Source organism: Microbacterium croceum, from assembly GCF_023091245.1.
In the GTDB taxonomy this organism is placed as follows: domain Bacteria; phylum Actinomycetota; class Actinomycetes; order Actinomycetales; family Microbacteriaceae; genus Microbacterium; species Microbacterium croceum.
Window position 1 is genome coordinate 569,910 of record NZ_JAHWXN010000001.1, and the last position, 15,192, is coordinate 585,101.

Consider the following 15,192-nt stretch of genomic DNA (forward strand, 5'->3'; position numbering starts at 1 on the left):
TACTGCCAAAAATGGCATAAGTCAACCAAGTAAGGGTACGTCTTGGTGGCGCGCAGAGCAAATCTGCGCGCTGAGGCATACGGCGTCCAGAGTGAACCGCACAGCCATTATCCACAACCCTCGTGCTCGGCGCGTGCACAACACGCTCGCGTGTTTTCAAGGGCAGGTTGCCGTTCGAGGCCCGGATGACTACCGTGGCAGAGCAAGTTATCCACAGGGGACCGCAGCATCGAGGACCCCTCACCGATCCCCCGCCCGGAGCGTCATGTCCACACCAGCCCAGCCCGACGTCCCGATCTGGACCACGGTGCAGGAGCTGCTGGAGTCTGATGATCGCGTCACTCCACAGCTCCAGGGCTTCCTCAGCCTCGCCGTCCCAGCCGGCGTGATGGCCGCGACCCTCTACCTCGAGGTTCCGAACGATCTCACCGCGGCGCAGATCAACAAGAGGCTCCGTCTTCCGATCATGGAAGCGCTCACCCACCTGGGCGATGAGGTCACGGCTTTCCGCGTCGTCGTCAATCACGAACTCGCCGAGCAGCCCACCGCTCCGATCCCCGTGTCCGAGTTCGGACGTCAGGACGGTGACTTCGCGCGGCAGGACCATGTGCGCGTCGAGTCCCCCATGGAACAGCCGACGCCGATGCGGCACGAGTCACGCCTCAACCCGAAGTACACCTTCGACAACTTCGTCATCGGTCAGTCCAACCGCTTCGCCCATGCGGCAGCCGTCGCCGTGGCCGAAGCGCCGGCCAAGGCGTACAACCCCCTCTTCATCTACGGAGACTCCGGTCTGGGCAAGACGCACCTCCTCCACGCCATCGGCGACTACGCGCAGTCCCTCTATCCGGGCGTCAAAGTGCGGTACGTGTCGAGCGAGGAGTTCACGAACGACTTCATCAACTCGATCGCGAACAACCGTGGCGCCGCGTTCCAGGCGCGCTACCGCGAGGTCGACATCCTCCTGATCGACGACATCCAGTTCCTGCAGGGACGTGCGGAGACCCAGGAAGCCTTCTTCCACACCTTCAACACGCTCCACGACCACAACAAGCAGGTGGTCATCACGAGCGATGTCGCGCCGAAGCACCTCACCGGTTTCGAGGACCGGATGCGCAGCCGCTTCGAGTGGGGCCTCATCACCGACGTGCAGGCACCCGACCTCGAGACGCGTATCGCGATCCTCCGTAAGAAGGCACAGAGCGAGGCCCTCCACATCCCCGATGAGGTGCTGGAGTACATCGCGACCGTCGTGTCCTCCAACATCCGCGAGCTCGAAGGCGCCCTGATCCGCGTCTCGGCTTTTGCGAGCCTCAACCGGTCGGCGCTCGACATCTCGCTCGCGCAGACGGTCCTGCGCGACATCATCGACACGGCGGAAGACAACATCATCTCGCCGACCGACATCATCACCGCCACCGCGCAGTACTTCAAGCTCACGGTCGACGACCTCTACGGATCGAGCAGATCGCAGCAGATCGCGACCTCGCGCCAGATCGCGATGTACCTGTGCCGTGAGCGCACGAGTCTGTCGCTGCCGAAGATCGGGCAGCTCTTCGGCAATCGCGACCACACGACCGTGATGTACGCCTACAAGAAGATCAGCGAACTCATGAAGGAACGGCGCTCGATCTACAACCAGGTCACGGAGATCACCACTCAGCTCGGTCGCCGCTGAGGGCTCGTCACACTCCCGCAGAGGGGGACACCGCATCCGTTCGGGTGGGGTGTCCCCCTTTTTGCCGACTTGACACGCCGACCGGGCCCCCGGTAAATGCGTCTATGCACATGTGGATAACTTGTGGATGAATGTTGAACGGCGACGCCCGGATGTGGGCCGATCACGCAAACCTGTGGATAACTCCGGGGAAGTCCCCAGGGGCCGGATCGTCCTCCACCCCCGGTTTCCTCAGGGATTCCACAAGTGACAAAGGTGTAGTTCCTTACTCCCGACAGCTATCCACCGAGTTATCCACAGAATCCACAGCTGTTAACACTGTTAAGGAGTTAACCCAGTTAAGGCGCGATCCGATCACCAGACAGTGTGAAAACCGGGATCCGAATCACAAATCCCTCGGGCGTAGGGATACCTGTGACTCTGGGGCTAGCATGGGAAGCCCTGCACAGGGACAGACGACGACACACGTCGAAGAATGACGACAAGGGAGCACCCGTGAGGTTTCAGGTCAACCGCGATGTCTTCAGCGAGGCAGTCTCGTTCGTCGTCAAGCTTCTGCCGCAGCGCAATCCCCAGCCGATCCTCGCCGGCGTCCTGATCGAGGCGGATGGCTCGGGACTCACACTCTCGGCCTTCGACTACGAGGCGTCGGCTCGCACGACCATCGAGGCGACAGTCGATACGCCCGGCACGATCCTCGTGCACGGCCGACTGCTGTCCGACATCGCGAGCCGGCTTCCGAACGCACCGATCGAGATCGCCGTCGAAGAAGACGGCGGCATCACCGTCACCTGCGGATCCGCCCGATTCACCCTTGCAGCGATGCCGGTCGAGGAATATCCCTCGATCCCGGAGGTCTCCGGCTCGTCGGGTGTCGTGCCGGCCGACGATTTCGCCACGGCGATCTCCCAGGTCGGTTTCGCCGCCTCCCGTGATGATGTGACCCCCGTTCTCACAGGTGTGCAGCTCGAGGTCTCCGGTCACAATCTCAGCCTCGTCGCCACCGACCGTTACCGGGTCTCTCTCCGGGATGTCCCGTGGGACGGCGAGACCGTCGAGACGACGGCGCTTGTTCCCGCGCGTACGCTGCTCGAGGTCGGAAAGACCTTCGGGCATGCGGGCACGATCCAGATCGCCTTCTCGGGTGCGGGCGATCGCGAGATCATCGCGTTCACCTCGGGTAACAAGACCGTGACTTCTCTGCTGATCAAGGGCAACTTCCCGCCCGTGCGCCGACTGTTCCCCGAGCAGACGGACCACTACGCGGTCATCAACACGGCAGACCTCGTCGAGGCCGTTCGCCGTGTCGCACTCGTGCTCGACCGCGCCGCCCCGCTGCGTTTCACGTTCTCGAGCGACAGTGTGACCATGGATGCGTCGGGCAGTGAGCACGCGCGTGCATCCGAATCGGTCGACGCGATCCTCCACGGCGGTGACGAGGTCACCCTCGGGCTGAACCCGCAGTACCTGATCGAAGCCCTCGGCGCGGTGAAGAGCGAGTTCGTGCGCGTGACCTTCACTTCGAGCGACAACGCCAACAAGCTGAGCCCGGTCCTCGTGACGAGCCAGACCTCGGTCGACCAGGCCGGCCTGGATTCCTTCAAGTACCTGCTGCAGCCGAACCTCCTCCTGCGCTGACACCGGTTCCTCGCCGGAGACGCTCCCGTCTCGTCGTGTGTCCAGTGTCAGACGCCGAAGGTAGGGTGAAACCGTGATTGTGGAGCACCTGAGTCTGGTCGATTTCCGCAATTACGCGACCGCAGATCTCGTGCTGCACCCGGGACCGAACGTGCTGGTGGGCCTCAACGGGCAGGGCAAGACGAATCTGGCCGAGGCGGTCGTGTTCCTTGCGACGCTCGGTTCGCATCGGGTGTCGTCCGATGCCCCGATGGTGCGCGACGGCCAGGAGTACGCGATCATCCGTGCCCGTCTCTCACACGGTGAGCGCCGAGTGCTGGTCGAGGTGCAGCTGAATCGTCAGGGGTCGAACAAGGCGCGCATCAACGGCTCCCTGTCGAAGACCAACGAGCTCCCCCGTTATGCCCATGTGGTGCTGTTCGCGCCGGAGGATCTGCAGATCGTGCGCGGAGATCCGTCGTCGCGTCGACGCTTCGTCGATCAGCTCCTCATCCAGCGCACGCCCCGGCTCTCCGCGGTTCTGGCCGATTACGATCGTGTGCTCAAACAGCGCAATGCGCTGTTGAAGTCGGCGAGGGCTCGCGGAATCAAGGGCGAGGCGCTGAGCACCCTCGACGTGTGGGACGACAAGTTGGTCGCGCTCGGCTCGGAGATCATCGTGGCTCGTCAGCGGCTGGCGGCAGATCTGCAGAAGCCGGTGGCCGATGCCTACGCGGCGATCGCCGGCGCGGATCATCAGCCGCAGCTCGAATGGGCGCTGTCGGTGCGCGGTGCAGACCCCGAAGAAGAGACAGGGCGCGTCGATGCCCAGGGCGATGCCGTGATCGAGACCTCCGGCGATATCGCCGAGATGTTCCGCGCGTCGCTCCTGGCCAAGCGCTCGAGCGAACTCGAGCGTGGCCTGACGCTCACGGGTCCCCATCGCGACGATCTGGTTCTGCGTGTGCGTTCTCTTCCCGTGAAGGGCTATGCCTCACACGGCGAATCCTGGTCAGTCGCTCTCGCACTGCGCCTCGCATCGGCGGAGCTGCTGCGCAGCGAGTCGCCCGCGGGCGATCCGGTGCTGATCCTCGATGACGTGTTCGCCGAGCTCGACGCCAACCGTCGCCAGCGATTGGCCGACCTCACCGCCGGCTATGAGCAGGTGGTGGTCACGGCGGCCGTGGAGGAGGATATCCCCGAGGTGCTGCACGCTCACGTGGTGCGCATCAGCGCAGGGACCATCAGCGACGACCGCAGTGTGTCGACCGGCGCGGCGACAGCGAACGTCACGGATCAGGAGGCGACGGATGAGTGACATCACCGTGGATGCCGCCGCGGCATCCGAAGCCCCCGAGACCGTCTCCACCTACCTGCGGTTGCGTGGTCTCAAGCCGAGCCCGAACTCGTGGAAGCGCAAGCGCCGCATCCGTGATGATGATGACAACGCCCCGTTCACCCCCGGTCGCGACCCCGGAACCCTCGGCGACGTGCTCGACAAGTTGAGCCGGGACTCCGGGTGGCAGACCACGCTCGCCCGCGAAGACCTGGTGCGTCAGTGGGCGGACCTCGCGGGGGCCGACACCGCGAAGCACTCGGAGCCGGTCTCGTTGGAGCGCGGTCTGCTCACGGTGAAGTGCGATTCGACGGCCTGGGCGAAGAACCTCCAGTACATGCGCGCGACCATCGTCACCGAGATCGGACGACGCTATCCGGATGCCGGCGTGGAGAACCTCCGCTTCATCGGACCGGACGTTCCCTCTTGGAAATGGGGTCCCAGAGCCGTCCCAGGGCGGGGTCCACGCGATACCTACGGGTAGGACACCATCGGCAGGGTCCCGACGGCTCAGAGGGCCACACGCGGCCGTTGAGCGGCATTCCACGATAAAACCCCGCTAGAATGGGAGTTCGTGATATCGATGTGGAGAATGCCCTCTGATGACGCCTGAATCCCCTGCTGACGAGACGGAATCCAACACCGAGGGAACGCCGGACCCTTCGATGGGCTCACAGACCCAGACACCGGCGGACGAGGGGACCCATTCCACGTCGATCTCCCCCAAGATCAAGCAGCCCGGCGAGTACGGTGCGGACTCCATCCAGATCCTGGAAGGCCTCGAGGCCGTCCGCAAGCGTCCCGGTATGTACATCGGTTCCACAGGTCCCCGAGGTCTTCACCACCTGGTCTACGAGATCGTCGACAACTCGGTCGACGAGGCGCTGGCCGGCTACGCCGACACCATCGTCGTCACGATGCTCGCCGACGGCGGCGTGCGCGTGGTCGACAACGGTCGCGGCATCCCGGTCGACCCGCACTCGTCCGATCCGACCAAATCGACCGTCGAGGTCGTGCTGACGATCCTGCACGCCGGTGGAAAGTTCGGCGGTGGCGCCTACGCCGTCTCCGGTGGCTTGCACGGTGTGGGTTCGTCCGTCGTGAACGCGCTGTCGACGCGTTTCGATGTGGAGGTCAAGCAGAAGGGCTTCGTCTGGCGGCACAGCTTCGCCAATGGCGGCACCCCGCAGCAGAAGCTCGAGAAGGGTGAGGCGACCGAGGAGACCGGCACGACGATCACGTTCTGGCCGGACGCCGAGATCTTCACCGAGACGATCGAGTTCGACTACGACACCCTGCGCACCCGCTTCCAGCAGATGGCGTTCCTGAACAAGGGGCTGCGCATCGACCTGCGCGACGAGCGCCCGCAGTCGGCCTACGAGATCGAGGTCGACGGACAGACCGTCACGAAGCAGCCGGGCGACGTCTTCTTCTACGAGCGCGGTCTGGTCGACTACGTCGAGTACCTGAACAAGGTGCGTCACGCCGAGGTCGTGAACGAGGAGATCATCGCGTTCGAGTCCGAGGACACCGCGCGCAAGATCTCGCTCGAGGTCGCGATGCAGTGGACGACCTCCTACACCGAGAACGTCTTCACCTACGCGAACACCATCAACACGCACGAGGGGGGAACGCACGAGGAAGGCTTCCGCGCGGCGCTCACCACTCTGGTGAACAAGTACGCCCGCGCCAACAACATCCTCAAGGAGAAGGACGACAACCTCTCCGGCGACGATGTGCGCGAGGGACTCACCGCGGTGATCTCCATCAAGCTGGGCGAGCCCCAGTTCGAGGGTCAGACGAAGACCAAGCTCGGAAACACCGAGGCCAAGGCGTTCGTGCAGAAGGTCGTGGGCGATCAGCTCGGCGACTGGTTCGACCGCAACCCCGCCCAGGCGAAGAACATCATCCGTAAGGCGCTCGACGCCGCGACCGCTCGTCTCGCCGCCCGCAAGGCGCGCGAGACCGCCCGTCGCAAGAGCGTGTTCGAGTCGGCGGCGATGCCGGACAAGCTCAAGGACTGCACGAGCAAGGACCCGTCGATCAGCGAGATCTTCCTCGTCGAGGGTGACTCCGCAGGCGGTTCGGCCGTGCAGGGACGCGACCCGCACACGCAGGCGATCCTGGCGCTGCGCGGCAAGATCCTCAACGTCGAGCGTGCGCGTCTCGACAAGGCGCTGGGCAACAAGGAAGTCCAGGCGATGATCCAGGCCTTCGGCACGGGCATCGGCGAAGAGTTCGACATCGAGAAGGCGCGTTACCACAAGATCGTGCTGATGGCCGATGCCGACGTCGATGGCCAGCACATCACGACGCTGCTGCTCACACTGCTGTTCCGCTACATGCGTGGACTCATCGAGGCGGGCTTCGTGTACCTCGCGATGCCGCCGCTGTACCGCCTGAAGTGGTCGAACTCGGCACACGAGTACGTCTTCAGCGACGCCGAGCGCGACGCCCTGCTCAAGCACGGCCTCGACAACGGCAAGCGCATCCCGAAGGATGCCGGCATCCAGCGCTACAAGGGTCTCGGTGAGATGAACCCGAAGGAGCTGTGGGAGACCACGATGGATCACTCCACTCGTACGCTCCAGCAGATCACCATCGAGGATGCCGCGGCGGCGGACGAGATCTTCAGCGTGCTGATGGGTGAGGACGTCGAATCCCGACGAGGCTTCATCCAGCGCAATGCCAAGGATGTCCGCTTCCTCGACATCTGATCCCCACCTACATACACACACGCGAATCGGAGGCTGCCGCCACGCACGACGTGAGGACGCAGGGATGCCGCGGAGCGAGCATCGGGAGGGGCCCGCGAAGCGGGAGGGTCCCCGCTCTGCGAGCGAAGCGGCATCCCGGAGTCCGGTAGCCAAGACAGAATCGAAACAGACACATGACTGACGAAGAACGCCCCGAGCCGGTACACGAACACGGCAAGATCGACCAGGTCGACCTGCAGTCGGAGATGCAGCGCAGCTACCTCGACTACGCGATGGCCGTGATCGTCGGCCGTGCGCTGCCTGACGTCCGTGACGGACTCAAGCCGGTGCACCGCCGCGTGATCTACGGCATGTACGACGGCGGGTTCCGCCCCGACAAGTCGTTCTCGAAGTGCGCTCGCGTGGTCGGCGAGGTCATGGGTCAGTACCACCCGCATGGTGACTCGGCCATCTACGACGCCCTGGTCCGCCTGGTGCAGCCGTGGTCGCTGCGCTACCCGCTCGCTCTCGGACAGGGGAACTTCGGCTCCCCCGGCAACATGGGTGCTGCTGCCCCGCGTTACACCGAGACCAAGATGGCTCCGCTCGCGCTCGAGATGGTGCGCGACATCGAAGAGGAGACCGTCGACTTCCAGGACAACTACGACGGTCAGACCCAGGAGCCCACGGTGCTCCCGGCGCGCTTCCCGAACCTGCTGGTCAACGGCTCGGTCGGTATCGCGGTCGGCATGGCCACCAACATCCCGCCGCACAACCTGCGCGAGGTCGCGGATGCGGCGCTGTGGGCGCTCGACAATGCCGGCATCACGCGCGAAGAACTTCTCGACGGTCTGATCCAGCGCATTCCGGGCCCGGACTTCCCGACCGGTGCGCAGATCCTCGGTACCAAGGGCATCCACGAGGCGTATCGCACCGGTCGCGGGTCGATCACCATGCGCGCGGTCGTCAACGTCGAGGAGATCCAGGGCCGTACGTGCCTCGTGATCACCGAGCTGCCGTACCAGGTGAACCCCGACAACGTGGCCGTGAAGATCGGCGATCTGGCCCGCGACGGCAAGATCACCGGCATCGCCGACATCCGCGACGAGTCCTCCGACCGTACCGGTCAGCGTCTGGTCGTCGTGCTCAAGCGCGACGCCGTCGCGAAGGTCGTGCTCAACAACCTGTACAAGCACACGCAGCTGCAGGAGAACTTCGGCGCGAACATGCTCGCGATCGTCGACGGCGTTCCGCGTACGCTCGCGATCGACGGCTTCATCTCGCACTGGATCTCGCACCAGATCGAAGTGATCGTGCGCCGCACCGGCTTCCGGCTGCGCAAGGCCGAGGCCCGGATGCACATCCTGCGGGCGTACCTGAAGGCGCTCGACGCCCTCGACGAGGTCATCGCTCTCATCCGCCGCTCCCCCACGGTCGATGACGCCCGCTCGGGTCTGAAAGCCCTGCTCGACATCGACGACGATCAGGCAGATGCCATCCTCGGCATGCAACTGCGTCGCCTCGCTGCCCTCGAGCGTCAGAAGATCCTCGACGAGGCGAGCGAACTGGAGAGTCAGATCGCGGACTTCAAGGCGATCCTCGCCGACGAGTCGCGTCAGCGCACCATCATCCGCGAAGAGCTCACGGCGATCGTGGACCGCTTCGGCGACGATCGTCGCACTCACATCCTGCACGGCTTCGACGGCGACGTCTCGATGGAAGACCTCATCGCCGAAGAGGAGATGGTCGTCACCGTCACGCGCGAGGGCTACATCAAGCGCACGCGCAGCGACAACTACCGCTCCCAGCACCGTGGCGGCAAGGGGGTCAAGGGCGCGCAGCTGCGTGCGGATGACATCGTCGAGCACTTCTTCGTGACGACGACGCATCACTGGCTGCTGTTCTTCACCGACAAGGGCCGTGTCTACCGGGCGAAGACCTACGAGGTGCCTGAGGCCGGCCGCGACGCGAAGGGCACGCACGTCGCCAACCTGCTCGCGCTGCAGCCGGACGAGAACATCGCGCAGGTGCTCGACATCCGTGACTACCAGGTCGCCGAGTATCTGGTGCTGGCGACGCGAGAGGGCCTGGTCAAGAAGACCCGTCTCGACGCGTACGACACCAACCGTCAGGGCGGCGTCATCGCCATCCGTCTGAACGACGAGGACGAGCTGGTCAGCGCGCTCATGGTGAACAAGGAGGATGACATCCTCCTCATCAGCCGTCGAGGCATGTCGGTGCGGTTCGAAGCCACCGATGAGGCACTGCGGCCGATGGGTCGCGCGACCGCCGGTGTGCGGGGCATGAAGTTCAAGATCGACGGGGACTGCCTGCTGTCGGCATCGGTCGCCGCACTCGGAAAGTTCGTGTTCGTCGTCACCGACGGAGGCTACGCGAAGCGCACCGCGGTCGAGGAGTACCGCGTGCAGGGACGAGGCGGAACGGGCATCAAGGTCGCCAAGCTCAACGATGATCGGGGCACTCTCGCGGGCGGTCTGATCGTCGCTGAGGACGACGAGGTCTTGGTGGTTCTGTCCAGCGGCAAGGTGGTACGCTCTGCCGTGGCCGAGGTGCCTGCCAAGGGCCGAGACACCATGGGAGTGGTGTTCGCACGGACGACGGAAGCCGACCGTATCCTCGCCATCGCCCGCAACAGTGAGCGGGGCCTCGCGAACGACGAGGACGCCACGGAGGCGGAGGGGGAATCCGAAGCCCCCGAGACGACACAGAACCCTGAGGAAAGTACCGACGCATGAGCACAGTAGCCGACAAGCTGGCGAAGAAGTCCACGCGCAAGACCAGCGGGAAGCAGGTCCGCCTGCGTCTGGTCTACGTCGACTTCTGGTCGGCAGTGAAGCTCTCGTTCCTCGGAGCGGTGGCGCTCGCAGTCGTCACGATGGTGTCGTTCTTCCTGATCTTCCTGGTGCTCCAGGCGACCGGCATCATGGCGACAGCCGATGAATTCATCAACAAGTTCTCGGATGGTGCGATCGCGCTGTCGACGCTCGTGGGACTGCCGCAGGTCATGGCCTTCGCCGCGGTCGTCGCGATCCTGAACCTGATCGTGTTCACGGTGCTCGGTGCCGTGATCGCGGGAATCTACAACCTCGCCGTGAAGGTGACCGGCGGACTCCTCGTCGGCTTCATGTCGAACTGATCCTTCGACAGGATCGACGACCCCGTATCGACGAAGGGCGGATGCTGCGGCATCCGCCCTTCGTCGTTCCCGGCGGGGTAGGGAAAACCCGAACGCAGGAGTCCGGTTGACTCGGTGTCGGCGCGCACGGGGCGCCCGTACCTTGGAAGCATGACCACTCAGACTGCGACCGCGCCGCCGGTGACGGCCGCGAAACCGCCGCTGTGCATCTTCACGACCATCCTGCATCTGGCAGGTGTCGGGGTGATCGGCGGCATGATCTTCAGCGCTCTCGGTGGGCTCCTCGGCACCGGCCTCGGACTGCTCTTCGCCGCCGGCGTCGGTGCTGTCCTCCTGGTGGGTCTGGTCTACGCGCTGTTCGGCGTCGGCTGGTTCGAGGTAGCCCGCGTCGGTGAGCTCTACCGCACCCCGATCGCACCGCTCGCTCTGCGCCGTCGCGATCGCCCCGGCTTCGGCGGCTGGCTGCGCTCGCTCGGACGACAGGCCATCGACGGACGCATGTGGCGCGCGGTCGCCAACCTCGCTATCGCCGCGATCCTCGGCCTCATCGTGCTCCGGCTGTTCTGGGCTGTGGTGTGGTCGGTGTTCCTCATCTTCGCGCCGATCACATCGACGGACACCGTGCTCGGCGCTTTCGGCGGCGGGATCCCCGTCGACCTGGCCCCGCTGATCGGCATCCTCGGCATCGCGGTCTCCGTCGTCGGCATGATCGGACTCGCGTTGCTGCACCGGACGCTGGCGCTGGCGATCGTGATCCGCAGCCGCGAGACCGAGCTCACCGAGAAGGTGCGCACATCCACCGCGCAGCGTGAAGGTGCGGTCCGCGCGGCTGATCTCGAGCGCACCCGGATCGAGCGGGATCTGCACGACGGCGTGCAGCCGCGTCTGGTGTCGGTCGGCATGACGCTCGGGCTGGCACAGCAGAAGATCGACAACGACCCGGACACCGCCAAGGAGTTGATCGCCGAGGCGCACACCTCCACCAAGGCTGCGATCACCGAGCTGCGGCAGCTCGCCCGCGGCATCCATGCCTCGGTCCTCGACGATCGCGGACTGGACGCGGCGTTGTCGGCACTCGCCGGCCGCTCGCACATCCCCGTCAGTCTCGATGTGCGGATGGACGGGCGGTGCAGTCGCGAGGCCGAGGCCGCCGTGTACTTCTCCATCGCGGAGTCCCTCACCAATGCGGCGAAGCACTCGCGAGCGAGTGAGGCTCGTGTCACCGTGCGCATCCGCGAAGGGAACACCCTCTGGGCACGCGTCGAGGACAACGGCATGGGCGGCGCGCAGCTGCAGCCCGGCGGCGGACTCGACGGCATCGCCAACCGGGTGCTCGCGGCAGGCGGCACCTTCCGACTCGACAGCCCTCAGGGCGGTCCGACCAGCCTGGAGGTGAACGTGCCATGCGCATCCTGATCTGCGAGGACTCCGTCCTGCTGCGCGAAGGTCTCGTCCGCCTCCTCGAAGACGCCGGTCATGTCGTCGTCGCGGCTCTCCCCGACACCGCCGGTCTGGCCGACGCAGTCGCCGGCAGCGACCCGGAGCTCTGCATCCTCGATGTGCGGCTTCCCCCGACCTTCACGGACGAGGGCATCCGCGCAGCACTCGGATTGCGGTCCACCCACCCGTCGCTGGCGATCCTGGTGCTCTCGCAGTACGTCGAGGAGCGCTACGCGTCGGATCTGATCGCCGCGCAGGGCGGGCCGCTCGGCTACCTACTCAAGGACAGGGTCGCCGACGTCTCGGAGTTCCTCGCCTCGGTGCAGCGCATCGCGGAGGGAGCCACCGTGCTCGACCCCGAGGTGGTCGCGCAGCTGCTGACCCGCCGCAACCGCGACGATCGGATGCTCCGGCTCACGGAGCGGGAGCGCACCGTGCTCGCGCTGATCGCCGAGGGCAAGTCGAATCAGGCGATCGCCGCGCTGCTGTTCCTCTCGGAGGCGAGTGTCGAGAAGAACATCACCGCCATCTTCCAGAAGCTGGGCTTCGAGCAGGACGAGTCGGGAAACCGCCGCGTGCTCGCCGCTCTTGCACACATCGAGAACACCGGAGGCCCGACGCCTCCGACCGGCCAGACAGGAGTGGCACGATGACCACCGAACAGAACGACTTCTCGGGCGGGCACACCCCGCTCACTCCCCCGCCGGCCTCCGGCACGCAGCCCGCTCCGCAGGCCCCCTCGCCGGAGATGGCGGCGCCACCCGCAACGGGGCGCTCTGCCGGCTCGAAAGCGGTGATGATCGTCACGGCCATCGTCGGCGGCATCGCGATCCTGGGCTCCGGTGGTGCCGCCGCGGCCGCCGCTGCCGGAAGCATCATGTCGTCGAGCACTCCCGACTCCGTCCAGACCGTGTCGACCGAGGGACTCACGGGTATCGACGTCAGCGCGGATGCCAGCAGCATGCGCGTCGAGTACGGCAACGTCGACGAGGCGCGGCTCGCGATCACGAACGGACGCGGCGCGGCGTGGACCTTCGAGCGGGACGGAGACGAGCTGGTCGTGCGCAGTCCGCAGGGCGTGTGGGGCTGGTGGTTCGGGAGCTGGTTCGGAGACGAGGAGGTGGCCGTGCTGACGCTGCCGGAGAGCCTGCAGGGAGAGGAGCTCGACGCGGACCTCACCCTCAACGCCGGAAGCCTCGACGTGGTCGGGGAGTTCGGGGCGCTCGACATCGACGTGAACGCCGGAGCCCTCGACGTGCGGGGCACTGCGACCGGATTCGACGTCCAGATGAGCGCGGGGCGAGCCGATGTGCTGCTCGACGGCGTGGACGAGGCCGATCTGGGTGTCTCCGCCGGCGACCTCACCGTGGAGCTCACGGGCACAGCGCCGAGACGGACCGCGGTCGATGTGAGCGCGGGGTCGGTGGATCTGACCGTGCCTGACGTCGAGTACGACCTCACCCAGGATGTGAGCGCAGGCTCGCTCGATGCGAAGGTGCAGCAGTCGTCCAACGCCCGCCGCACCATCGATGTCACGCTCGAAGCGGGCAGGGCGACCATCCGTCCGGGCCGTTGATCTCCTTCGAGGGAGGGGCCTCCGTACGGGTCCTCTCCCTCGATTCGGATTTTCCGCGAAACTCCGGTAAAGTTTCGGAGGTTGACGGGGCTATAGCTCAGGTGGTTAGAGCGCTTCACTGATAATGAAGAGGTCCCAGGTTCAAGTCCTGGTAGCCCCACACTCTCAATTCAATATTTCCCTCACGGGGCCTTAGCTCAGTTGGTAGAGCGCCTGCTTTGCAAGCAGGATGTCAGGAGTTCGAATCTCCTAGGCTCCACACTGTGTTGAGACAGTATGACGAAAGCTCTGGTCGTTGACCAGGGCTTTCGTGTTGTTGCTGCCGGACGGATGCGTCGGCCGCTCAGCCCTTCCTGCGCCCTCGCTGCATTCGCCGCTCGCGCACCTCGCGGCTGTCGACGGCTGCCGTGGCGGGGTCTTGTCGCCCGTCCGGGTGCAGTGCGCTCTGCCCGCGCGCAGCAAGGGCGAGATAGACGACTGTACCGGCGAGCAAGCCCCAGAACGCAGCGCCGACACTGAACAGGACGACGCCCGACATCGTGACCGCCAGAGTCGTGATGGCGGCGAGTCCGGTGCGCGTGTCGCCGCTCATCGCACCGGTGAGGGCGGTGAGCGCGGAGCCCAGCAGGGCGACGGCGGCGATGACGGAGACGGTCTCGGTCGGGATCGCCTGGAACCCCGCGACGAGGATGCCTCCGAACGAGCCGACGAGCAGATAGGTGACTCCTCCCGAAAGCCCTGCGATGTAGCGCTTCGCGTGGTCCGGATGCGACTCGGGCCCGACCGCTATCGCTGCGGTGATCGCACCGAGGTTGATGCCGTGCGCGCCGAACGGCGCGAGGATTGCGGAGACTGCGGAGATGGTCCCCACCAGGAGCCGGTCGTCCGGGCGGTATCCCTGCGAGCGCAGCAGCGCGAGTCCGGGTGCGTTCTGCGCAGCCATCGTGACGATGAACAGCGGCAGTGCGATGCTCACGATGGCGGAGGGGGTGAGTATCGGCATCGTGAACAGAGGTCCGCTCAGAGTGAGCGCAGGAGTCATCTCATGGAGGGAACCTGTAGCCCAGGTCGTCATCAGGCCGACCACCAAGGCCGCGAGAACGGCGAAGCGATCGAAGAATCGCTTGCCCACGAAGAACGTGACGACGATGCTCGCCGCGATCACCGGTGCGCTCGCGAACGCGCCGGCCGCCTTCACGATGAACGGGAGCAGGATGCCCGCGAGCAGTGCCTGCAGTATCGGCCCGGGGATTCTGGAGAGCAGCCACCCGAACAACCCCGTGTACCCGACGATCGCGGCGGCGACCGAGGCGACGAGGAAGGCCCCCACCGCCTCTGCGAACGAGAAGCCGCCGAGCGACGCGATCAGCAGCGCGGCGCCGGGAGTGGACCAGGCCACGATCACCGGGATGCGGGTGAAGAGGCTCAGCGCGATGCTGCATGCACCGTTGCCGATCGAGAGCGCCCACACCCACGACGCGGTCTGCGCCTCATCGAGACCTGCGGCCCGAGTGGCTTCGAGCACGACGAGGAACGGTCCGGCGAAATTGATCAGAGCCGACAGGAACCCTGCCACGATCGCGGACAGCGACATGTCACGCCGCAGAGATCGCCCGGTCATGCCCGAACCGCCGAGTCAGCGCGACGCCGAGGGCGGATCGGTAACAGACTTGAACATAATGGAGAAACGTT

At 65.5% G+C, this 15,192-nt stretch carries 11 protein-coding genes and 2 tRNA genes; 12 read left to right on the forward strand and 1 reads right to left on the reverse strand.

Features of this window, described 5'->3' with window-relative positions; genetic code table 11:
• Positions 1 to 265: 265 nt before the first annotated feature.
• From dnaA to KZC51_RS02710, 12 genes are all read left to right on the forward strand, one after another.
• Positions 266 to 1,678: a chromosomal replication initiator protein DnaA gene (gene dnaA / locus KZC51_RS02655; protein WP_141873581.1), complete on the forward strand. Its 1,413-nt coding sequence runs from the start codon at positions 266 to 268 to the stop codon at positions 1,676 to 1,678.
• A 495-nt stretch (positions 1,679 to 2,173) separates the two neighbouring features.
• On the forward strand, positions 2,174 to 3,316 hold the full coding sequence (gene dnaN / locus KZC51_RS02660; protein WP_247628472.1) for a DNA polymerase III subunit beta: 1,143 nt from the start codon (positions 2,174 to 2,176) through the stop codon (positions 3,314 to 3,316).
• 73 nt (positions 3,317 to 3,389) lie between these two features.
• Positions 3,390 to 4,613 (forward strand): DNA replication/repair protein RecF, encoded by a 1,224-nt coding sequence (gene recF / locus KZC51_RS02665; RefSeq protein WP_247628473.1) that lies wholly within the window; start codon positions 3,390 to 3,392, stop codon positions 4,611 to 4,613.
• Entirely contained in the window at positions 4,606 to 5,115 is a 510-nt protein-coding gene (locus KZC51_RS02670) for a DciA family protein (protein WP_247628474.1), read from the forward strand. Before recF ends, KZC51_RS02670 begins: the two co-directional genes overlap by 8 nt.
• 118 nt (positions 5,116 to 5,233) lie before the next feature.
• A complete protein-coding gene (gene gyrB, locus KZC51_RS02675; RefSeq protein ID WP_247628475.1) occupies positions 5,234 to 7,348 on the forward strand; it encodes a DNA topoisomerase (ATP-hydrolyzing) subunit B in 2,115 nt (704 codons plus the stop codon).
• A gap of 173 nt (positions 7,349 to 7,521) precedes the next feature.
• Complete coding sequence (gyrA, locus tag KZC51_RS02680) at positions 7,522 to 10,083, forward strand: DNA gyrase subunit A (RefSeq protein ID WP_247628476.1); 2,562 nt, start codon at positions 7,522 to 7,524, stop codon at positions 10,081 to 10,083.
• Positions 10,080 to 10,484 carry a DUF3566 domain-containing protein gene (locus KZC51_RS02685; protein ID WP_247628477.1) on the forward strand — a complete coding sequence of 135 codons (405 nt, stop codon included), beginning with the start codon at positions 10,080 to 10,082 and terminating at the stop codon, positions 10,482 to 10,484. The genes gyrA and KZC51_RS02685 overlap by 4 nt, the downstream gene beginning before the upstream one ends.
• Before the next feature lie 150 nt (positions 10,485 to 10,634).
• Positions 10,635 to 11,900, forward strand: coding sequence for a sensor histidine kinase (locus KZC51_RS02690; protein WP_247628478.1), 1,266 nt, complete (start codon positions 10,635 to 10,637; stop codon positions 11,898 to 11,900).
• On the forward strand, positions 11,888 to 12,577 hold the full coding sequence (locus tag KZC51_RS02695; protein ID WP_247628479.1) for a LuxR C-terminal-related transcriptional regulator: 690 nt from the start codon (positions 11,888 to 11,890) through the stop codon (positions 12,575 to 12,577). The genes KZC51_RS02690 and KZC51_RS02695 overlap by 13 nt, the downstream gene beginning before the upstream one ends.
• On the forward strand, positions 12,574 to 13,500 hold the full coding sequence (locus KZC51_RS02700) for a DUF4097 family beta strand repeat-containing protein (RefSeq protein WP_247628480.1): 927 nt from the start codon (positions 12,574 to 12,576) through the stop codon (positions 13,498 to 13,500). The genes KZC51_RS02695 and KZC51_RS02700 overlap by 4 nt, the downstream gene beginning before the upstream one ends.
• Before the next feature lie 86 nt (positions 13,501 to 13,586).
• A tRNA-Ile gene (locus KZC51_RS02705) sits at positions 13,587 to 13,660 on the forward strand.
• A gap of 26 nt (positions 13,661 to 13,686) precedes the next feature.
• Positions 13,687 to 13,759 (forward strand) — tRNA-Ala (locus KZC51_RS02710).
• A gap of 84 nt (positions 13,760 to 13,843) precedes the next feature.
• On the opposite strand, the gene KZC51_RS02715 is transcribed toward KZC51_RS02710, so the two are convergent.
• Positions 13,844 to 15,121, reverse strand: a complete 1,278-nt coding sequence (locus tag KZC51_RS02715; RefSeq protein ID WP_247628481.1) for a benzoate/H(+) symporter BenE family transporter — start codon at positions 15,119 to 15,121, stop codon at positions 13,844 to 13,846.
• Positions 15,122 to 15,192 lie beyond the last annotated feature (71 nt).